The following is a 19,569-nucleotide window of genomic DNA, read 5'->3' on the forward strand; positions in this document are numbered from 1 at the left end:
GGAGCCCGCGGAGCTACTGCTCCTCGAGTTCGACGCCGTTTTCTTCCAGCTCGGCGTAGGTGCTGCTGAGGTCCTCGGCGATTCCGGCAGTGAGCCCGCCGATCACGGTGACCGCATAGCCGGCCTGGACGGCGTCGAGCGCTGTGGCCTTGACGCAGTAGTCGGTGGCGATGCCCACCACCACGAGTTCCTCCACGTCGTGGCTCTGCAGCCAGTCGTCAAGGCCGATGGCGTCCTCCGGATCGCTGTCCTCCGGCCTCCGGGACGGCGCGCCGCCGGCGGACCGCTCACCCATGGGAACCTCGTCCTCCGGAGCGAGGACGCCCTCGAAGCCGGAGTAGGCCGCGTCGTACTGGCCTTTCCGGAAGTAGGCCTGGATGTACTCGCTGTCCAGGTCCGGGTGCAGTTCGGCGCCCTTGCTTCCGGCACGGCAATGAGGCGGCCAGCTGTCCACCATGTCCGGATTGTCGGAGAAATGGCTGCCCGGTTCGATGTGCCAGTCCTGGGTGGCCACGATGTGGTCGAAATGCTGGTGCCGGGCGTCGAGGTAGTCGCTGATGGCACCGGCCACCGCGGCTCCTCCCGTCACGGCAAGGGACCCGCCTTCGCAAAAATCGTTCTGGACATCGACGATGATCAGGGCCCGTGCCATGTCAGTCCTCCTCGTAGACAGTGGGAATCGCAGGCTCGCCGCGCTGGAGGCGGCGGACCACGGAAGGAAGTTCAGCCATGGCGGCATCATGCCGCTCGCGCGCCCGGACCACGCCCTCGTGTCCTGTCCAGCCGGGGAGGAGCTCGCCGTTCTTGATGAACTGCTGCAGCAGCTGGCGGTCGTTGCCGTCGTCCTCCGGCGGGTGCCCGATCCCTACCAGTTCCTGGGTGGCGACGCCGCGGTCGTTGAGCTTGCGCAGCGCATACTTCCGGCCGCCGACGCTGGCCTTGTTCTTGGCCGCCTTTGCCACCGGGACGAATTCGCCCGCGTCGTTGCTGCGGCTGACCAGCTTGTAGACCATGCTGGCGGTAGGTGCCCCGGAACCTGTCACGAGCGAAGTCCCGACGCCGTAGGCATCCACCGGGGCGGACTGCAGCGCCGCGATGGCGTACTCATCCAGGTCGGAAGTGACCACGATACGGGTGCTGGTGTTGCCGAGGCTGTCCAGCAGTTCGCGGACCCATTGCGCCTGGGTAACCAGGTCGCCGGAATCCAAGCGCACCGCACCGAGCTTGTCGCCGGCCAGTTCGACGGCGGTCCGTACCGCGGTCTCGACGTCGTAGGTATCGACCAGGAGCGTCGTTTCCGGACCGAACGCCTCGATCTGGGCTGCGAAGGCCTCGCGCTCGCTGTCGTGCAGCAGGGTGAAGGAGTGGGCTGCGGTGCCCACGGTCTTGAGACCGAAGCGGCGGCCGGCCTCGAGGTTGGAGGTGCTTCCGAAGCCGCCGATCACGGCGGCGCGGGCTGCCGCCGTCGCCGATTCCTCCTGGGTGCGCCGGGAACCCATTTCGATGCACGGCCGGCCGCCGGCCGCGCTGGTCATGCGGGAGGCCGCCGAAGCGATCGCGGTGTCGTGGTTCAGCACGGACAGGATGTACGTCTCAAGGATGCACGCTTCGGCGAAGGTCGATTCCACGATCAGCACGGGGGAGTTAGGGAAGTAGGCCTCGCCCTCCGGATAGCCCCAGACGTCACCGCTGAAGCGGTAGGTGGCCAGGAAGTCGAGCGTCTCCCCGTTGACCACGTTGTTCCGCTCGAGGAACGCCAGTTCGTCCTCGCCGAAACGGAAGTTCATGATGCCTTCAAGCAGCCGCCCGGTACCGGCCACGATGCCGTACCGGCGTCCGTCCGGAAGCCGGCGGGCAAACGCCTCAAACACCGAACGGCGGTGCGCGGCGCCCGAATGAAGGGCTGCCTGGAGCATCGTCAGTTCGTAGTGGTCGGTAAAAAGCGAGGTGCAGGGGTGGTCCCAGGCGGCGGATCTACTCACGGATTCACTCTACTGTCAGCCACCTTAGAATGGACAGATGACCACAACCGTTGCCACTGCCATCGGCGTCGACGTTGAGGAACGGACGGAGACCTCAGAGCAGAGTTCCACCGCCGTCCTTACTGCGCCGGACATCCCCTGGAATCTGGTGGTCTGGAACGATCCCGTCAACCTGATGAGCTACGTCAGTTTCGTGTTCCAGAGCTACTTCGGCTATCCCGAGGCCAAGGCCAACAAGCTGATGCTCGAAGTGCACCGGAAGGGCCGCTCGATCGTTGCGCACGGTGCGAAGGAACAAGTCGAGCAGCACGCCGTCGCCATGCACAGCTACGGCCTGTGGGCCACCGTCGAAAAGGCCAGCAGCGCCGGAACCGGAAAGGGCGGCGCGCGTGGCTAAGGCTTTCAAATACGGTCTCAAGGGGATCACGGGACACCTCGAACCGGCGGAGCGCGAGCTGCTGCGCGGACTGATCGACGACGTGATTTCAATGCTCGAACCAAGCGAGGCCCCGGACCAGGATCCGCTCGCCGCGCTCGTGGGGCTGGACATGGACGTCCGCCAACCCACCGACCGCGCGCTGCTGCGCCTCCTGCCGAACGTCATGAAGGACGACGACGCCGGCTCCCTGGAGTTCCGCCAGCTCACCGAGCGCTCGCTGCGGGAGAACAAGATCGGCGCCCTGCGCGCGGCGGCGATGGGCCTTGACCGCAAGGAGCTCACGCTCACCCAGGAGGAGGCCAGGCTCTGGTCCATGGCGCTGAACGACATCCGGCTGGTGCTCGCAGAGCGGCTGGACATCCGGGACGAAGCCGACGCCGACCACGTGCACGCCATGCAGGACTGGTCCCAGGCGGAGGACGTCGAAAGCTACCTGGCCCTCGTCTACAACTTCACCACCTGGCTGCAGGAGTCCTTGGTGCAGTCGATGATGGCCTCGATGGACCGCCGCTAGCCGAGTGGCTGGGCGGGCCCTGTCAAGGGTTGTTCCTGTGATGAAGCAGACATGAGGCGCTGATCGCAACGCATGGCTGCACTCGGTGGCTGTGCTTTATTCTCGAAGAATTATGAATTCAGCATCGGGCACGGCAAACGCTCCGGCAGGGGATCCCCAGCAGCGCACCGCAGGCGACGACGCACTGGCATCGCGTCCCATCGGCGTTTTCGATTCCGGGGTCGGCGGCCTCACCGTGGCACGGTCCATCATCGACCAGTTGCCCAACGAATCCATCATCTACGTGGGCGACACCGCCAACGGTCCCTACGGGCCCCTCCCGATCGCCGAGGTGCGGGCCAACGCGCTGGGAGTCATGGACGAACTGGTGGACTCCGGCGTCAAGCTGCTCACCATCGCCTGCAACTCGGCGTCGGCCGCCGTGCTGCGCGACGCCCGCGAACGCTACACGGCCCGCTACGGCATCCCGGTCATCGAAGTCATCCAGCCCGCCGTCCGCCGCGCAGTCGCGGCCACCCGGAACGGGAAGGTCGGCGTCATCGGAACCTCCGCCACGGTGGGCTCCCGGGCCTACGAAGACACTTTTGCCGCGGCCCCGGACCTGGCCATCACCTCGGTCGCCTGTCCCGAGTTCGTCAGCTTCGTCGAGGCCGGCATCACCACGGGCCCGGAACTGCTGGCCGCCGCGGGCAGCTACCTGGAGCCGCTCAAGCAAGCAGGCGTGGACACAGTGGTGCTGGGCTGCACCCACTACCCGCTGCTGACCGGGGTCATTTCCTTTGTCATGGGCGAGGACGTCACCCTCGTGTCCAGCGCCGAAGAGACCGCCAAGGACGTCTACCGCGCCCTGGCAACCCACGGCATCCAACGCAGCGGCGCAGAACCGCCGACACATGACTTCATGGCCACCGGAGACGCCGCACAGTTTGAAACCCTGGCCCGGCGCTTCCTGGGACCGGAGGTCCTCTCCGTCCGCCATGTCGACCATGTGGCGGCCCAGTACCCCACCGGCAGCCTGGCCCGGATCACGCCGGAAATGCTTGAAGCTGCACGCATCGGCGGTGCACGTCCGCGGACCTCCAACTTCGTCGACGCCCAGGCAGAGGCGGCACTGGGAGGCTCCCGGTGAAACTGACCATCGTTGGCTGTACGGGCTCGTTTCCCGGACCCGGCTCGCCGGCGTCGTGCTATCTGCTCACCGCGCATGACGGCGAGCGGCAGTGGAAGATCGTCATGGACCTGGGCAGCGGGGCGCTCGGCGCCATCCAGCGCTACACCGACCTCGAGGACATCGACGCAATCTTCCTGACCCACCTGCACCCGGACCATTGCATGGACCTGTGCGGACTGCACGTCGCGGTCCGCTGGAAACCAGGCGGCTGGGGCCGGGACCGGATCCCCGTCTGGGGTCCGGCGGCCACGGCGGACCGGATGGCCACGGCGTACGGGCTGGACCTGGACCCGGGCATGCATGAGGAATTCGACTTCACCAACTGGTCCGAGCGCAAACCGGTGCAGGTGGGGCCGTTCACCGTGACGCCGTTCGCCGTGAACCACCCCGTCGAGGAAGCCTACGCACTGCGCGTGGAGGTGACTGAGCCGGATAAGGACGGAACACCGCTCACCCGGGTGCTGACGTATTCGGGCGACACCGACAGCTGCCAGGGCCTGGAGGACGCCGCCCGCGGCGCGGACCTGTTCCTGTGCGAAGCGGCTTTTGAAGAGGGCCGCGACGACGGCATCAAGGACGTCCACCTCACCGGCAAGCGCGCCGGGCAGGCCGCTACGGCGGCCGGGGCGCGCCGCCTGCTGCTGACACACATTCCGGTCTGGACCTCGCAGACTACCGTGCTGGCCGAAGCGAAACCCGAGTTCGACGGCGACGTGGCGGTGGCCGTCGCGGGGGTGCACTACACCGTCTGAGGCAGCGGGTCCTGAAGGCGGTCAGGCCGGTGAACCCGGGAAGAACCCGGACGATAAGCTGGAGGCATGACTTCAGAAGCCACCACCGCCCCCGTCATCCGTGCCGACGGACGCGCCCCCGACCAGCTCCGGCCCATCAGCATCACCCGCGGCTGGTCGAAGCAGGCCGAAGGATCCGCGCTGATCGAGTTCGGCAACACCAGGGTCCTGTGCACGGCTTCCCTGACCGAGGGCGTGCCACGCTGGCTCAAGGGCGAAGGCCGCGGCTGGGTGACGGCCGAATACGCCATGCTTCCGCGTGCCACGAACACCCGTTCCGACCGTGAATCCGTCAAGGGCAAGATCGGCGGCCGCACCCACGAGATCTCCCGCCTGATCGGCCGATCGCTGCGTTCGATCATCGACACCAAGGCCCTGGGCGAGAACACGATCGTCCTGGACTGCGACGTCCTGCAGGCCGACGGCGGCACCCGCACCGCCGCGATCACCGGCGCCTACGTGGCGCTCGCCGAGTCCATCCGCTTCGCGCGCGAGAACAAGATCATCCCGGCCTCCTCCCAGCCCCTGACGGACACCATTGCCGCCGTGTCCGTGGGCATCATCGACGGCGTGCCGATGCTCGACCTGCCCTACGTGGAGGACGTCCGCGCCGAAACCGATATGAACGTGGTGGTCACCGGTTCCGGGAAGTTCGTGGAGGTGCAGGGCACCGCCGAGGGCGCACCCTTCGACCGCGATGAACTCAACGCCCTGCTGGACCTCGCACTGCTGGGTACCTCCCAGCTGGCCGCCATCCAGCGCGAAACCCTGGCGGAAGCCCCGTGAGCGGTCAGCCCCGACTGGTCCTCGCCACCCACAACCAGGGCAAGCTGAGGGAACTGCGGGAACTGCTCCGCGGCCAGGTCCCGGGGCTCGACGTCGACACCCAGGTAGTGGACGCCGCCGCGGCGGGTGCCCCGGACGTCGTCGAAGACGGCGTGACTTTCGCTGAGAACTCGCTGCTGAAGGCCCGGGCCGTCGCCGAAGCGACCGGACTGGTGGCCGTCGCCGACGACTCCGGCCTGTCGGTGGATGTCCTGGGCGGTGCGCCCGGGATCTTCTCCGCGCGCTGGTCCGGACGGCACGGAGACGACGCCGCGAACCTGCAGCTCCTGCTGGCCCAGCTCTCCGATGTGCCGGACAGCCACCGCGGCGCCGCGTTCATCTGCGCGGCAGCGCTCGCCGTGCCGGGAGACAACGGCAGCGCCCGTGAAGTGGTCGAGTACGGCCAGCTCGAGGGCATCCTGCTGCGTGCGCCGCGCGGCGAGGGCGGTTTCGGCTACGACCCCATCCTGCAGCCCAGCGGCATGGACCGCAGCTGCGCCGAGTTGAGCGCCGAGGAAAAGAACGCCATCAGCCACCGGGGCCACGCCTTCCGTGCCCTGCTGCCGGCCATCGTCGACGCGCTGAGGTAGATCCCACCGCACGAAGAAATGCTCAAAGCAATGGCACCCTGCCCGGCAGGGTGCCATTGCTCTTTGGGTTGGGACGGTGCGCTTAGCGCTCGCGGCGGGGGCCGCCGTCGTGCTCGTCGATGAACTCTTCCACCGGATCGGTGCCGGCCACCGCGGCTTTGCGCTTGGCCAGGACGCCACGGAGCACCTCGATGCCCACCGGGATCACCGAGATCAGCACAATCACGATGAAGATGATGTCCAGGTTGTCGCGCACCCACGGGACACGGTCGCCCAGCAGGAAGCCGAGCAGCGTGACGCCACCGCCCCACAGCACAGCGCCGATCACGTTGAAGAGGAAGAACTTGCGCTTGTCCATCTGCGCCACACCGACGATCACGGGCACAAAGGTACGGATGATCGGGACGAAACGGGCCAGGATGAGGGCCTTGCCACCATGCTTTTCGAAGAAGGCGTGCGCGCTTTCCACGTTCTCCCGCTTGAACAGCCTGGAATCGGGCTTGTTGAAGATCGCCGGGCCGGCCTTGGCGCCGATGAAGTAGCCGGTCTGGTTGCCGATGATGGCGGCCACGATGATCAGCGCCGCCAATGCCCAGATGTTGAACTTGATGGTGTCGGTGGCCACGAGCAGGCCAGCGGTGAAGAGCATGGAGTCACCGGGCAGGAAGAAGCCCACCAGCAGGCCGGTCTCGGCGAACACGATGCCGCAGACGAGCAGCACCACCCACGGGGCCAGGGCAGGATTGGCCAGGAAAACCTGGGGATTCAGCCAATCGGGGAGGAACGAGGCCATGTGCGGCTGCACGGGGCCGGCGCCCCCCAGGGTGGATACGGCAAAGTCGCTTATCGCAGAAAGGGTCACCTTTCAAGGGTACGTGACCGGCGGCCGGCGGACGTTTGCCGTGGCACGGGCGGCCCATGCGCTGCATGTACCCTTGTCAGGTGGCATTGGACTTTACGGCGATTGACTTCGAAACGGCCAACGGCTTCCGGGGATCACCGTGTTCGGTGGGGTTGAGCAAAGTCCGGAACGGCGTGGTGGTCGAAGAAGCATCCTGGCTGATGCGTCCGCCGGAACACCATGACCACTTCGACTTCCACAACACCCGGATCCACGGTATCCGTGCCGAAGACGTGGCCGGGGCGCCGCGCTTCGGCGAGCTTTTCCCGGAAATCGCCGGCTTCATCGGGGGCGACACCGTGGCCGCCCACAACGCGGCCTTCGACCTCGGCGTAATCCGTTCAGGCCTCGAAGTGTCCGGGCTGGCAGGTCCCGCGTATGACTACGTCTGCACGGTAATGCTGTCGCGGCGCTGCTACTCCCTGGTGTCAAACTCTTTGCCCTATGCGGCCGAGGAAGCGGGCGTGCCGCTGGTCAACCACCACGACGCCGCCGAGGACGCCCGCGCCTGCGCCGGCATCCTTATCGACATCGCCCGGCGCAACCAGGCCAACAGCATCGCCGAACTGTACCTGTCGCTCGGCCTGACCGTCCCGAGGCAGCAGGCCATCCGCCCGGGAGGCGTCCTGTCCAAACAGACGGTCGCTGCCATCGCCGGACGCGGAAGCGCCGCAGTGCTCGGCGCCGGATCGGCCAGGTCGGCCGGAGCAGCAGGGGCCGCCGTCGGGCAGTCCACCCGGGGCTGGTCCGCCTGGCCGGAAGAGGGCCCCAACCCGCTTCCGAACTTTGCCGCGGAGCCCGGGCACCCCCTGTTCGGGCAGACCGTGGTGTTCACGGGGCACCTGGCGATCGCCCGCCCCGAGGCCAAGCAGCGCGCCGCCGAAATGGGGGCCCGGCCCGAAAGCCGGGTGACCGGGCGGACCACGGTGCTGGTGGTGGGCGACGGCTTCGTGGCCGACGACCTGCGCAGCGGCAGGCTGACCGGAAAAGCCAAACGCGTCCTGGAACTGCACAACCGGGGCCAGCAGATCGAGGTGCTCTCCGAAGGGGAATTCCTGCAAATGGTGGGCGGCGCCTGAACGCCCGCTACGAGGCCAGGCTGTCTTCCCTTTCTGTCCGGCCGGCTGCGGTCCGGCTCTGTGTGCGCCGGCGCCAGACGGGCGGGTAGTTGGCCGATGCCGAACTCACGGGCCGCTTGGACGCTGCAGCAAGGGCGCGGAAGGATTTGGGGGCCGGCGGTTTGACCGCCTCACGGGGCGGAACGGCGACTGTGCGCCGGCGGCGTGCCGTGGCCGGGCGGTGGATCCTCGTCAGCATGAGGAGCGTGACCGCAAGCCAAGCCGCCGCGACGGACAGCACCAGCCCGATCGCTTCAAGGGATTCCATAGAGGGAGTCTATTCCGTGAACCCCGTTATTAGTAAGTACCCTTATTAATTTCCCCGACGGAATTCCCCGATCCGACGTGCCCCCCGCCGCTGCTCAGCCAAGGGTGACGGCGATGAGGCGCTCGCCCATGCCACGGATCAGTTCCGGGGCTTCCAAAGCGGAGAGCCAGTCGGCCGGAAGGGCTTCCTCCCCGTAGCGGGCGCCCAGGATGTTCCCGGCGATGGACGCAGTCGAATCGCTGTCCCCGCTGTGGTTGAGCGCCAGCGCCACGGCCTTGCGGAAGTGCCCCGCCTCGTCCTGTCCGTCGCCCTGCTCCGTTGCGAGCACCGCATAGAGCCCGACGGCGAGGGCCTCCTCGGCGACCCGGCCTTCACCCAGCTGCCCCACCAGTTCCTCCGGGCTGAGCACCGCAGCCGCCTGGCGCCCGGCGCCCGCTGGCAGTGCGGGGGTTGTCAATTCCGGGGCAGTCAGGTCGAGGGTACGGCGCAGCCGCTTGACGAGCTCGGCGTCGGCGTCGGGCAGGGCTTCCACCAGTGCCAGGACGTGCTCCGCCGCATCCCGGACTTCGGCGCCGGCCATGATCCGGTGGATCAACACACTGAAGGCCCCCGAGCTCTGCCGTGCCGACGGATGGCCGTGCGTCAGCAGGGCCGCATCATTGCTGAGCTTGTAGACCGTGGCCTCGCCGATATGCGGAAGGAGCCCGAACGGTGCCGAACGCACCACGGTCCCGCAGCCTTTCGAGTCCGGGTTCACGGGGCGCGCGGCAGTCCCCATTTCGCCGCCGGCCAGTCCGCTCAGGCAGGCGTTGCCAGGCGCGCGCCGGTGCCGCAGGACCTCGTGGCCGTCGATCCAGCGGGGCTGGGGGACAGGAGCCGACGACGGCGTCTCCACTCCCTGGGTGGCGAGCCAGCGAAGGTAGGCCAGCCAGAGGCAGGCGGCCTCGTCCGCGGCGACTCCGCCGTTCGCCCACTCGAGCGCCTCCAGCAGCCCGTCGACCGTGTACAGCGTCATCTGGGTGTCGTCCGAAAAGTGGCTGCCGCCGTCGAGCTGCCCGAACGACGTGAGTCCTTCGGCTCCGTAACGGGCACGGATGCTGTCGATGGGATCGAACTCGACGGCGTAGCCGAGGGAGTCGCCCAGGGCACCGCCCAAAAGGCAGCCCAGGATCCGGGACTGCGGGGTGGGCGCGGAGGGAGGCACGGAGGGAACGCTCATGCCTGTAAATCTACCGTGGCAACGCGGGGTTCCGGGTGCCCGGGCCGCGGACGCCAGGCTCCGGACGGGAGGTCCCCGGCAGGGGGCGCACGGGGACCGGACCGTGCGCTGGTACGGTGGCACACGGGAAGAGGAGGGGCGCAGATGCGTGAGCCTGAATGGCGCAAGACCGGCAAAACCCCGGACTACCGTTTTTCGCTGGCGAATGAACGGACATTCCTCGCGTGGATCAGGACCTCCCTGGCGTTGCTCGCCGGGGCCGTGGCCATCGACCAGCTCGCGCCCGACATCGCACCGCGCACTGTCCGCATTGTGCTGTGCCTGGTGCTGGCCGTGGTCGGTGCCGGGCTCGCCTTCATGGCCTACCGCCGCTGGGGGCTCATGGAGGCAGCCATGCGCCAGGACCAGGCATTGCCGTTCTCCCGGGTGCTGCTGTTCATGACCATCGTGGTGGCGGCGGCCGCCTTTGTCTTCGCGGTACTGATCCTGGTGGCACGGTGAGCCTGGCCGAACGGGATCCAGGCCTCCAGGCTGAACGGACCACGCTGTCCTGGCGCCGTACCCTGCTGACCCTGTTGGTGGTGGATCTGTTTGTCTGGCGCAGCTGGCTGTCCGCCGCAGCCGGCGACGGCGGAGCCTCCGGCGCCACTTACGAGGGCATCTGTGCCGCCGTGGCGGCTGCGGCGACGATCGTGCTGGGGTGCGTCGTGTGGGCCAGGACCCGCCAGTTGTCAGGGCCCCGCCATCACCATGCGGGGGGTGCGGCGCCCATGGCGCCGCCCGCCTTGACGATGCGGCTGTGTACCCTTGCCGTCCTGGTGCTCGGCGCCGCCGCGCTCGCGGCAGTGGCGCTGGGGCACTGACGTTTCGGCCCTTCCCAACGTCGGCAGCCCAGTTCGGGTACTCTCGTAGCGTTCAGGAACTGCCCAGAATCTGCTGGCAGGATGCTGGAGGCGAATGCCTCCTCCTGTCCCTGTTTTCCAGGACCACCTGTTTCCTTGCCCCTGTCCGCAAGCCGGCGGACCGTCCCGGGCAGGACCACACTCCGACGCGAAGGATTGTCCCGAGATGACCTCAACTGTGTCCGCTTCCCGCCCCGGCGGCAGCCGTTTGCTGACCCGGGCCGCCGCAGAGGCACTGGGAACCTTGTTCGTCGTGCTGATTGCGCTTGGCGCTCCGCTGTTCGCCCTGCCGCAGTCGAACCCCCTTCCGGCTCCGCTGGCCGGCGGCCTGGCCGTCACCGCGGCGATGTTTGCCTTCGGTGCCTTCTCCGGCGGACAGTTCAACCCGGCCATCACCGTGGGCGCCGTGATCGCCGGCCGCACCCGCTTCGCCGAAGGCCTGGCCTACCTCGCCGCCCAGGTGATCGGCGGCATTCTTGGGGCTTTCCTCCTTTTCGCCGTGATCGGCAACATCCCGACGATCCCTGACAGCCGGGCTGCGTTCGACACCGTGGCCTCCGGCTTCGGCGAGCACTCGGTTATCCAGACCTACTTGGCCGGCGCCCTGCTGCTTGAGGTCGTCGGAGCTGCCGTGCTGATGGCCGTCTACCTGGGCGCCATGTCAAGGGATGATGCAGGGTCCAGGGACACCGGGGAACGGAAGGGTGCCGCACTTGCCGCTCCGCTCGCCGTCGGCCTGACCGTTGCGGTGCTCCTCCAGCTCGGACAAGCCGTGGGCAACCTCGCGTTCAACCCGGCACGGGCAACTGCTGCCGCGCTCTTCTCCTCCGGCTGGGCTGCGGGCGGCCTTTGGCTGTTCTGGGTGGCCTCGCTGTTCGGTGCTGCGATCGCCGGCCTGGTGTTCCGTGGCTTCGCATTGTTTTCCGCTCCCGCAGAGACCGAGGGCGGGCTTGAGGCGGACGCGGCTTCCGCTGCTGAGGGCCTGGAGTCCGACGAAGGTGCCGGGTCCGGCGGCGTAGACCAGCTCGACGGCGGAAACCAGCCCGACGGCGTAAACCAGCCCGACCGCGGAACTGGGGCGGCTGGCGCGGCTCAGGCAGCCCCCGCGGCCCCGGCGGAACGCGACGAAGCCCGCGACTTCTTCGACGGTAAGCGGGACTGAAGAGGATCTTCCGGGGACAGGATCTTCCGGGGACGGCACGTTCGAGGGGCGGCGCCACCGGGCGGATCACCCGGCCCGCCGTGTCGGCGGGCCCCTGGCCAATAATGTCGGTGCCGCCCCCTAGCTTGGAAACATGAGGCTTCTTCACACATCGGACTGGCACTTGGGCCGCTCGTTCCATGGCGTCGGAATGCTCGACGCCCAGCGCGGGTTCATCGACCAGCTCGTGGATTTCGTCCGCGAGCGGTCCGTGGACGTGGTGCTGATCGCCGGCGATGTCTATGACCGTGCCCTGCCCGGACTGGACGTCGTCAAGCTTCTGGACGATGCCTTGGTCGGAATCACCGGCGCCGGTGCCAAGGTGGTGCTCACCAGCGGAAACCACGACTCCGCCATTCGGCTCGGTTTTGCCTCACGGCTGCTGGAGCGCGGGGGAGTGCACCTTCGCACCCGGGTCGAAGACCTCGATTTCCCGGTCCTGTTTTCCCTGGAAGGGAACGATGCGCGGCTCAGCACCGCCACGGACGCCGCCGGTACGGAGGAAACAGGGCCGCTGCTGGCGATCTACGGAATCCCCTACCTGGAGCCGCGGCTTGTCGCCGGAAAGCTCGACGCCGCGGCAAACCACTTCGACGTGACCCAGGCGGCCGTGCAGCGGATCCGGCAGGACCTTGCGGCCCGGAACAACTCCGCGCCCGTGCACGCCGTCGTCCTGGCACACACCTTCGCAAGCGGCGGAATCACTTCGGACAGCGAACGCGAACTGAGCATCGGCGGACTCGGGGCCGTCCCCTTGGACCTCTTCGAAGGATTTGCCTACGCCGCCCTGGGCCACCTCCACGGCCGGCAGGAGCTCGCGCCCAACGTCCGGTATTCCGGCTCGCCCCTGGCGTATTCGTTCTCCGAAGCAAAACACCGGAAGGGTGCCTGGCTCCTCGACGTCGGCCCGGACGGCGCAACCGAGGTTTCCGAGGTTCTCTGGCGCGCCCCGCGTGAGCTCGCCGTCCTCCGTGGCCGGCTGGTGGAGCTCCTGGAATCGCCGGACCATGCCTGGGCCGAATCCGCGTACTGCCAGGTCACCTTGACCGATCCCATGCGTCCGCCCCAGGCCATGGAACAATTGCGGACCCGGTTCCCGGACACCCTTGTCCTCGGCTTCGATCCCGAAGGCAGCGCGGACAAGGGCAAGACGAGCTACAGCAGCCGCTTGGCGGAGGCCCAGGACGACCTCGGCGTCTGCTGCGGCTTCCTGGACCATGTCCGCGGGCGCCCCGCCGACGGACTGGAAACTGCGGCCCTGCAGGAAGCCTTGGAAGCGGTCCGCCTGGAAGGAGCCGGGTTGTGAGGATCCACCGTCTGGAAATCGAAGCCTTCGGTCCCTTTGCGAAGGTCCAGTCCATCGACTTCGACCAGCTCGGCGCCCAGGGGCTGTTCCTCCTGAACGGAGCCACCGGCGCCGGCAAGACCAGCATCCTGGATGCCATCTGCTTCACGCTGTACGGCTCCGTGCCCGGTGCCCGGCAGGACGGCAAGCGCCTGCGCAGCGACCACGCGGATCCGGTGGCCGAGCCGCGCGTGGTCTGCGAGTTCTCAGCCCGCGGACGCCGTTTCGAGGTCACCCGGTCCCCGGCCTGGGACCGCCCCAGCGCCCGGGGGCGCAAAGGCTTCACCACCCAGCAGGCAAAGACCCTGCTCCGCGAATTCGTGGACGGCTCCTGGGAAGAGAAGTCTTCCCGTAACGACGAAGCCGGCGCGGAAATCACGGAACTGCTGGGCATGGACCGTGAACAGTTCACCAGGGTCGTCATGCTTCCCCAAGGTGAATTCGCGGCGTTCCTGCGGTCCAAGGCCAGCGACCGCCTGGCCCTGCTGCAGAAACTGTTCGGCACCGCCCGCTTCGAGGCACTCGAACAGCAACTTGCCCGCCAGGCGCAGGATGCACGGTCCGTGGTCGAAACGGAAGAAAGCGGCCTGCTCCTGCTGATGCAGCGCGCCGACGCTGAGTTCACCGAGCTCGGGGCGGAGCTGGCGGAACCGGCTGACGTGGACGGGGACTCCGGGCGTTCGCCCGAGCAAAGGCTCGACGCCATGGAGGACGCGGCACGCGCCGAGCTGGCAGGACGACGCCAGGCCGCGGATGCGGCCGAGGCGCAGAGCATGCACCTTGCGGACCGGCTCCAGGCTGCGCAGGAACACAGCCAGCGCCACGCCAGGCTCCACTCAGCTAAGCTGCGCCGTGACGCCTTGGCGGGCGCCGCCGACTCCGTGCACGAGTCCCGGGAACGCCTCGCCCGGCATGCGAAGGCCACCGTGCTCAGCGGGCACCTCGACGCGATGGACAGGGCAAGCGCCGCCCGTTCCACTGCAGATGCAGCTTTGGAAACCGCCCAGGCGCGGCTTCGGGCGGCCTTCGTGGACTGCGACGATCCCGCCGCGGCGCTGGCGCGAGTCCAGGAACAGCTGGCCATCCTGGATGCCCGGGTTCCGGACGAACAAAAGCTGCGCGACATTGAGGCGCGCCTGGAGTCACTCGAGGCCGGAAGGCTGCGGCGGGAGGCCGCCGTCGGACTCCGGAACAGCGAGCTGAGGTCCCTCCGGGCGGAAGAGACGGAGCTGGCCGCGCGGCTCGCGCCGTTGGAAAGCGAGAGCGCGAAGCTCGATCAGCGCGAACAGGAAGTGGCCACAGCTGCCGCCCTGGTAGAAACCGTGGACCGCTACGCCAGGGCCCGGCAGGACGTGACATCCGTTGCGGGCCGGCACAGCGCCGCCCGGGAAAACTCTCTGGGACTGCGCCAGGACTGGCTCGACTTGCGCGAACTGCGCCTGCTGAACGCTGCTGCCGAACTTGCGGACAAACTGGAATGTGGCGGCGCCTGCCCCGTCTGCGGCAGCCGCGAGCACCCGCAGCCAGCGGTGGCAGCCCTGTCCGGCCTTGCCATGGCGGAAGAGGAAAAAGCGGCCCACGAACGCTTCGAAGCCAGCGAATTGGAGCTTCAACTCCTGACGGCTGAACTCGCGGCGGCCCAACAAGAAGCTGCCGTCCTCGCAGGCCAGGGCGGCGACGGCGATCCGGAGGAGGTCCTCGCCCGGCTCGCCGCGGCCCGGCAGTCACTGGCCCGGGCGCGCGCTGCGGCATCGGAACTCGCCGGCGTGCGGGCAGCGCTCGAGCGGCTCGGCACCGCGATCGACACCGCCGAACAGGACCTGGCCCATGCCGCAAGCGAGGCCACCCAGGAACAGTCCACCGCTGCAGCCCTGCGCGAGCAGCAAGTGGAACTCGAAACCACGCTTGGCGCGCTGTGCGGCGGATTCGACACCCTGGCGTCCCGCATTGCGGCCCTCACCGCAGAACGCGGGCTCCTGCAGGCCGTGGTTTCAGCGATGCAACAGGTGGAGCGGACCGAAGAATCGTGTGCGGACGCCGGCCGCGCACTCGGGCAGGCACTGCCGGCGGCCGGCTTCGCGACGGCGGAGGCCGCCCGCCGTGAACTCCTGGATGCCGAAGAATCGGCGCGGCTCGAACGGCAGGTGCGGGAAGCAGATGAGGAAAGCGCCCGGGTGGCCGAGCTTTTCGCATCGGAAGACCTCGTGCTGGCGGCCAAGGAAGCACAGGTGGGCGAAATCCCGCTGAACGCCGACGGAATCCTGGAGCTCGCGCAGGAAGCACGGCGCGGCGCGGAGGCCGCCCGCAGCCTGGACATCGCCACAGGCCTGGCGTCCCGCGCCGTCGAATCCCTGTCTTCGCTTCGGTCCCGCTACCTGGCGGCTGCCGACGCTGTCCGGGCACCTCGTGAACGGGCCAGGCTCCTCACCAACCTGGCGGACACCGCACGCGGAGCCGGGGACAACAGCTACAAGATGAGCCTCAACAGCTACGTGCTGGCCGCCCGGCTCGAGCAGGTTGCCGACGCCGCGTCCGAACGCCTCGTGGCGATGAGCGATGGCCGCTACACCCTCCGGCATACCGATGCGCGGGCCGCCCGCGGGCAGAAGTCGGGCCTGGGACTCGAAGTCGTGGACGAATGGACCGGGCAGCACCGGGACACGGCCACCCTGTCCGGCGGTGAGTCCTTCATGGCCTCCCTGTCCCTCGCGTTGGGGCTCGCGGACGTCGTCCAGCAGGAGGCCGGAGGAGTGGACATCGAGACGCTCTTCGTCGACGAGGGATTCGGCAGTCTCGACGAACAGGCCCTGGAACAGGTCATGGACGCCCTCGAAGGACTGCGCGACGGCGGCCGGGTGGTCGGCCTGGTCAGCCATGTGGCGGAAATGAAGCAGCGCATCGCCAGCCAGTTGCAGGTCGAGAAGGGCCGGAACGGTTCCACTGTGCGGGTGTTGGAGGCGGACGTCCGGTAGAATGGCCGGGTTACACCGGGTCGCGCGCATCGGGAGGAGGGACGATGCGCACCTCTTAGCGAACGCGGAAACATGAACACCTTGCCCTCCCAGCATTTCCTGCCGTCCCAAGAAACGGCAACCACCAACGGCACCGCCGCCGGCCCCGGGCGCCCCGAAGCGCCTCGCGGCTCCCGTCTGCCGCGACGTTCGCGCCTGCCCGGACGCTTCGCACGGCTCCCCGAACTCGCCGGCCCCGGATTCCTGCCCATTGCCCTCTTCGCCCGCCTGCCTCTGGCGATGCTGACCGTTGGCGCCCTCACCCTCGCGACCGCGGTGAGCGATTCCTACGCGATCGGTGGCCTCGCGGCCGGCGCCGTCGGCATCGGCTCCGCCCTCGGCGCACCGGTGCTCGGTGCCCTCGCGGACCGTGCCGGGCAGCGTACCGTGCTGCTCGTGGCCGCGGGCATCAACACCTTGGCTGTCGTCGCCCTGATCTTCGCCGCGTACCTCACGCCAAGCTTTGGCACCGCTGCGGGCCCCGCCGCTGTAGCCATCACGGCGTTCCTCTCTGGTGCGAGCTGCCCCCAGGTCGGTCCGATGGCACGCGTGCGCTGGATGGCGCTCACCACCCTGGGCCTGGCCGGCATGGAGGCCGGGGCCGGCCGTGCCCCGGCAAGCCTCGCCACCCGACGCGCCGAATTGGACACCGCGTTGTCCTATGAGGGCACCGCGGACGAATTCACCTTCGTCCTCGGACCCGCCCTCGTAGGCCTGCTGGCGAGCCTCTTCGTCCCCTGGCTCCCGCTGGCATGTGCCGCCGTCCTGACGGCGACCCTCGTCCCGGCCTTTGCCGTACACCCTTCACACCTGGCCGTGGTGCCGGCACGGCGCAAGGCGGAGGCCGACGTCGGGCACCAGCCGACCGCTAAGCCCGCGCCGCGGGCCGGGGTGCTGGCCTGGCTCAAGGTACTGGTGGCCGTGCTCGCGATGGTCTGCATGGGAACGTTCTTCGGCTCCCTGCAGAACGCTCTCAGCGCCTTTTCCGCGCAGTTCGCGACGGCGGAAATCGCCGGCCTGATGTATGCCGCCATGGGCCTGAGTTCGGCCGTCGCCGCGCTCTCGGTGGCCTACTGGCCGCGTCGTTTCGGACTGGCGGCCCGCTGGATTTCCGCTGCGGTGCTGATGGCGGCGCTTTCGCTGCTGCTGTTCCTGCCTGCCGGAATCTGGCCGATGGTGGCGGTCCTGCTGGTGCTTGGCGTCCCGGTTGGCCCGGTGATGGTCACGGTGTTCAGCATCGGTGGGCTGGTGGCCCCGGCCGGCCGGATGGCCACGGTGATGACCGCTTTGGCCAGCGGCATTGTCGCCGGTACGGCGCTGGGCGCCTTCCTGGCGGGCCAGATGGCCCAGAACCAGGGCTTCACGGCGGCCTTCGCGGTGTCGCTGGCATCAGCCGCGGCCCTGGCCGTGTTGGGTGTGCTGGCCGGCGCGTTGCTGCGCCGCGGCAAGGCCGCACAGGCCGACGGCGCAGCGCCGGGAGCCTAACCCTCGTTGCGGTATCCGGTGGGGGAGTTGCCGAACGCGGCGCGGAAGATCCGGCTGAAGTGCGCCGCGTCGGTGAATCCCCAGCGGGCCGCGATGGCGGTGACCGGCCGGTTCGCGAGCACGGGATCGCGCAGGTCGCGACGGCAGCGTTCGAGGCGCCGTTGGCGGATGGAAGCGGCCACCGTGGTGCCGATTTCCTGGAACAGATCGTGCAGGTGCCGGGTGGAAATGTAGTGCGCCGCAGCGATGGAAGCCGGACCCAGCGTGGGATCCCCGAGGTTGGCCTCGACGTAGTCGTGGATCCGGGCGAGCAGCAGCAAGTGGGGATCGCGGCCGGTATCCACGAGCTGGTCCAGCTCCCCGTTGAAGAGCGTCGTGACCAGGTCCAGGGCGTTGTGGGCCAGTCGCAGGCCGTTGGTCCCGGAGAGTGCTTCGAGGTTGTCGGCCAGCCGGACCAGGAACGGGCTGATGAGCTCGCCCAGTCCCTCGTCGCCGGGCATCCGTAATGCCGTCACGTGCTCCATCGCCCCCGCCGGGAGGTCGAGCTGCTCATGCGGGAACATCAGTACCAGGCTGCGGAAGTCGCCGTCGAAACGCAGTTCGTAGGGCCGTGAGGTGTCATAGATGGCCAGGTCCCCTGCGGCCAGGACCGCTTCGCGTTCGTCCTGGATCAGGGTTCCCGTGCCGGTGAGCTGGATGCTGAGCTTGAAGTACCGGGTGGTGGACTTGGCGATCAGCGCCGGAGTGCGTACCACGGTGTGCCGGCCCGCCGTCACTTCCACCACGGAGATGTTGCCCAGGACCCGGGAGCGTATGGTGCCGTGGAACGCCGCAGCCCCGTTGTGCTTGACCATCAGGGGCACGAAGGACTTCGAAATCGCACGGCTCCAGTCCTGGAAGCTGTCTGCCACGACGGTGTGCACTGCGGAGGCGCCGGTTTCGGCCACGGCAGTCATGGAACTCCTTCTGACGGCCCCGATGTGCGCCGGTAGACCTCTGGGAACGGAGCCCGGCGGGTGTGAGCTTGCCCGCAATTCTACACTTCAGGAAAGCTGGCTTTCGATCCGTGCCGCGCTTGCCGCGAGTGCCTGACCGACGGCGGCCTCGTCCTGGTCGCGCCGGATATAGACGACGGCGATCGCGGCCGGCCGTCCGCCCGGAACGTGGATGGGTGCGGCCAAGGAGGAGAGGCCCTCGATGACTTCGTCGTGGCTTGCCGCGTAGCCCAACCGCCGGGCCTCGGCGGCCTCGGAACGGTACGGCAGCCCGGGCGCCAGGGCGTTCCACTGCTCCGGGCTCATGGTCGACTGGATCGCAATTCCAGGCGCTCCGACGTTCGCGGGATGCCGCGTGCCTGGGTGCTGTACCAGGGTCGCCGCCGAGTGGCGCGGCTCCACTGTCACCAGGGTGACGCAGTCCTGGTGGTCCCAGACGGCCACGAAGGCTGTCATGTTGTAGCTGTTGGCAAGCTGCGTGAGTTCGGGAAGCGCCGCCGTCTGCAGGGTCCGGGACACGCCGCGGGCCAGGACGGCAAGGCCTGGCCCCGGTTGCACCCGGCCGGCGTCGTCGCGGACCAATAGCGAATGGTCCTCCAGGGTGCGCAGGATGCGGTAGGCCACGGAGCGATGCACGCCGAGGGCCGCGGCCAGTTCGGCGATCGTGAGGGACCGTTCGGCGGCCGCGAGGATCTCGAGCGCCTGGATGCCGCGGGACAGGGTCTGCGACGGCGACACCGTAGCGGCGGTGTCGTTCCGGCTGCTCGCGGCGTTGGGAGACGTCATGGGCTCCATCCTATGGCTGCCGGGCG

20 protein-coding genes are annotated in these 19,569 nt (G+C 68.5%); 13 read left to right on the forward strand and 7 right to left on the reverse strand.

Annotation, left to right across the window (positions count from 1 at the left end; translation table 11 throughout):
- Nucleotides 1-13: 13 nt before the first annotated feature.
- Nucleotides 14-652, reverse strand: a complete 639-nt coding sequence (locus tag DWV11_RS12915) for an isochorismatase family protein (protein ID WP_115789335.1) — start codon at nucleotides 650-652, stop codon at nucleotides 14-16.
- 1 nt (nucleotide 653) lies between these two features.
- Entirely contained in the window at nucleotides 654-1,982 is a 1,329-nt protein-coding gene (locus tag DWV11_RS12920; RefSeq protein ID WP_115789336.1) for a nicotinate phosphoribosyltransferase, read from the reverse strand.
- A gap of 37 nt (nucleotides 1,983-2,019) precedes the next feature.
- Here DWV11_RS12920 and clpS point away from each other — a divergent pair, with 37 nt between their 5' ends.
- The 6 genes from clpS to rdgB all read left to right on the forward strand — a co-directional run bounded on the left by clpS (nucleotide 2,020) and on the right by rdgB (nucleotide 6,312).
- On the forward strand, nucleotides 2,020-2,379 hold the full coding sequence (clpS, locus tag DWV11_RS12925; RefSeq protein WP_115789337.1) for an ATP-dependent Clp protease adapter ClpS: 360 nt from the start codon (nucleotides 2,020-2,022) through the stop codon (nucleotides 2,377-2,379).
- The gene (locus DWV11_RS12930; protein WP_115789338.1) at nucleotides 2,372-2,935 is read left to right on the forward strand and encodes a DUF2017 domain-containing protein; all 564 of its coding nucleotides are present in this window, start codon (nucleotides 2,372-2,374) and stop codon (nucleotides 2,933-2,935) included. The genes clpS and DWV11_RS12930 overlap by 8 nt, the downstream gene beginning before the upstream one ends.
- A gap of 112 nt (nucleotides 2,936-3,047) precedes the next feature.
- Nucleotides 3,048-4,064 carry a glutamate racemase gene (gene murI, locus DWV11_RS12935; RefSeq protein ID WP_115789339.1) on the forward strand — a complete coding sequence of 339 codons (1,017 nt, stop codon included), beginning with the start codon at nucleotides 3,048-3,050 and terminating at the stop codon, nucleotides 4,062-4,064.
- Nucleotides 4,061-4,858: an MBL fold metallo-hydrolase gene (locus tag DWV11_RS12940; RefSeq protein WP_115789340.1), complete on the forward strand. Its 798-nt coding sequence runs from the start codon at nucleotides 4,061-4,063 to the stop codon at nucleotides 4,856-4,858. The genes murI and DWV11_RS12940 overlap by 4 nt, the downstream gene beginning before the upstream one ends.
- Before the next feature lie 66 nt (nucleotides 4,859-4,924).
- Nucleotides 4,925-5,683, forward strand: coding sequence for a ribonuclease PH (rph, locus tag DWV11_RS12945; protein WP_115789341.1), 759 nt, complete (start codon nucleotides 4,925-4,927; stop codon nucleotides 5,681-5,683).
- Complete coding sequence (gene rdgB / locus DWV11_RS12950; protein WP_115789342.1) at nucleotides 5,680-6,312, forward strand: RdgB/HAM1 family non-canonical purine NTP pyrophosphatase; 633 nt, start codon at nucleotides 5,680-5,682, stop codon at nucleotides 6,310-6,312. The genes rph and rdgB overlap by 4 nt, the downstream gene beginning before the upstream one ends.
- Nucleotides 6,313-6,394: 82 nt before the next feature.
- On the opposite strand, the gene DWV11_RS12955 is transcribed toward rdgB, so the two are convergent.
- Entirely contained in the window at nucleotides 6,395-7,159 is a 765-nt protein-coding gene (locus DWV11_RS12955) for a DedA family protein (protein ID WP_115789390.1), read from the reverse strand.
- A gap of 95 nt (nucleotides 7,160-7,254) precedes the next feature.
- On the opposite strand from DWV11_RS12955, the gene DWV11_RS12960 reads away from it, so the two are divergent.
- On the forward strand, nucleotides 7,255-8,292 hold the full coding sequence (locus DWV11_RS12960; RefSeq protein WP_115789343.1) for a 3'-5' exonuclease: 1,038 nt from the start codon (nucleotides 7,255-7,257) through the stop codon (nucleotides 8,290-8,292).
- A 7-nt stretch (nucleotides 8,293-8,299) separates the two neighbouring features.
- On the opposite strand, the gene DWV11_RS12965 is transcribed toward DWV11_RS12960, so the two are convergent.
- Both DWV11_RS12965 and DWV11_RS12970 read right to left on the reverse strand, forming a co-directional pair.
- Nucleotides 8,300-8,599, reverse strand: a complete 300-nt coding sequence (locus tag DWV11_RS12965; protein WP_115789344.1) for a hypothetical protein — start codon at nucleotides 8,597-8,599, stop codon at nucleotides 8,300-8,302.
- A gap of 94 nt (nucleotides 8,600-8,693) precedes the next feature.
- The gene (locus tag DWV11_RS12970) at nucleotides 8,694-9,818 is read right to left on the reverse strand and encodes an ADP-ribosylglycohydrolase family protein (protein ID WP_115789345.1); all 1,125 of its coding nucleotides are present in this window, start codon (nucleotides 9,816-9,818) and stop codon (nucleotides 8,694-8,696) included.
- 144 nt (nucleotides 9,819-9,962) lie between these two features.
- On the opposite strand from DWV11_RS12970, the gene DWV11_RS12975 reads away from it, so the two are divergent.
- The 6 genes from DWV11_RS12975 to DWV11_RS13000 all read left to right on the forward strand — a co-directional run bounded on the left by DWV11_RS12975 (nucleotide 9,963) and on the right by DWV11_RS13000 (nucleotide 17,762).
- Entirely contained in the window at nucleotides 9,963-10,319 is a 357-nt protein-coding gene (locus DWV11_RS12975) for a YidH family protein (protein ID WP_115789346.1), read from the forward strand.
- Nucleotides 10,316-10,681: a DUF202 domain-containing protein gene (locus DWV11_RS12980; protein WP_245953622.1), complete on the forward strand. Its 366-nt coding sequence runs from the start codon at nucleotides 10,316-10,318 to the stop codon at nucleotides 10,679-10,681. Before DWV11_RS12975 ends, DWV11_RS12980 begins: the two co-directional genes overlap by 4 nt.
- 205 nt (nucleotides 10,682-10,886) lie before the next feature.
- Complete coding sequence (locus DWV11_RS12985) at nucleotides 10,887-11,882, forward strand: MIP/aquaporin family protein (protein ID WP_115789347.1); 996 nt, start codon at nucleotides 10,887-10,889, stop codon at nucleotides 11,880-11,882.
- 133 nt (nucleotides 11,883-12,015) lie between these two features.
- A complete protein-coding gene (locus DWV11_RS12990) occupies nucleotides 12,016-13,227 on the forward strand; it encodes an exonuclease SbcCD subunit D (protein WP_115789348.1) in 1,212 nt (403 codons plus the stop codon).
- Entirely contained in the window at nucleotides 13,224-16,238 is a 3,015-nt protein-coding gene (locus DWV11_RS12995) for an AAA family ATPase (RefSeq protein WP_115789349.1), read from the forward strand. The genes DWV11_RS12990 and DWV11_RS12995 overlap by 4 nt, the downstream gene beginning before the upstream one ends.
- A gap of 72 nt (nucleotides 16,239-16,310) precedes the next feature.
- Nucleotides 16,311-17,762 carry an MFS transporter gene (locus tag DWV11_RS13000; protein ID WP_245953624.1) on the forward strand — a complete coding sequence of 484 codons (1,452 nt, stop codon included), beginning with the start codon at nucleotides 16,311-16,313 and terminating at the stop codon, nucleotides 17,760-17,762.
- Here the strand turns inward: DWV11_RS13000 and DWV11_RS13005 are convergent.
- Together DWV11_RS13005 and DWV11_RS13010 are read right to left on the reverse strand one after the other, a co-directional pair.
- Nucleotides 17,759-18,718, reverse strand: coding sequence for an AraC-like ligand-binding domain-containing protein (locus DWV11_RS13005; protein ID WP_115789350.1), 960 nt, complete (start codon nucleotides 18,716-18,718; stop codon nucleotides 17,759-17,761). The genes DWV11_RS13000 and DWV11_RS13005 overlap by 4 nt on opposite strands.
- An 87-nt stretch (nucleotides 18,719-18,805) precedes the next feature.
- Entirely contained in the window at nucleotides 18,806-19,543 is a 738-nt protein-coding gene (locus DWV11_RS13010; protein WP_210725742.1) for an IclR family transcriptional regulator, read from the reverse strand.
- Nucleotides 19,544-19,569: the final 26 nt, after the last annotated feature.

The organism is Arthrobacter silvisoli (assembly GCF_003369445.1).
In the GTDB taxonomy this organism is placed as follows: domain Bacteria; phylum Actinomycetota; class Actinomycetes; order Actinomycetales; family Micrococcaceae; genus Arthrobacter; species Arthrobacter silvisoli.

Coding starts and splice junctions, on each gene's coding strand:
- DWV11_RS12915 (WP_115789335.1), bottom strand. CDS start 652: ATGGCACGGGCCCTGATCATCGTCGATGTCCAGAACGATTTTTGCGAA.
- clpS (WP_115789337.1), top strand. CDS start 2,020: ATGACCACAACCGTTGCCACTGCCATCGGCGTCGACGTTGAGGAACGG.
- murI (WP_115789339.1), top strand. CDS start 3,048: ATGAATTCAGCATCGGGCACGGCAAACGCTCCGGCAGGGGATCCCCAG.
- rph (WP_115789341.1), top strand. CDS start 4,925: ATGACTTCAGAAGCCACCACCGCCCCCGTCATCCGTGCCGACGGACGC.
- DWV11_RS12965 (WP_115789344.1), bottom strand. CDS start 8,599: ATGGAATCCCTTGAAGCGATCGGGCTGGTGCTGTCCGTCGCGGCGGCT.
- DWV11_RS12970 (WP_115789345.1), bottom strand. CDS start 9,818: ATGAGCGTTCCCTCCGTGCCTCCCTCCGCGCCCACCCCGCAGTCCCGG.
- DWV11_RS12975 (WP_115789346.1), top strand. CDS start 9,963: ATGCGTGAGCCTGAATGGCGCAAGACCGGCAAAACCCCGGACTACCGT.
- DWV11_RS12985 (WP_115789347.1), top strand. CDS start 10,887: ATGACCTCAACTGTGTCCGCTTCCCGCCCCGGCGGCAGCCGTTTGCTG.
- DWV11_RS12990 (WP_115789348.1), top strand. CDS start 12,016: ATGAGGCTTCTTCACACATCGGACTGGCACTTGGGCCGCTCGTTCCAT.
- DWV11_RS13000 (WP_245953624.1), top strand. CDS start 16,311: ATGAACACCTTGCCCTCCCAGCATTTCCTGCCGTCCCAAGAAACGGCA.
- DWV11_RS13005 (WP_115789350.1), bottom strand. CDS start 18,718: ATGACTGCCGTGGCCGAAACCGGCGCCTCCGCAGTGCACACCGTCGTG.
- DWV11_RS13010 (WP_210725742.1), bottom strand. CDS start 19,543: ATGACGTCTCCCAACGCCGCGAGCAGCCGGAACGACACCGCCGCTACG.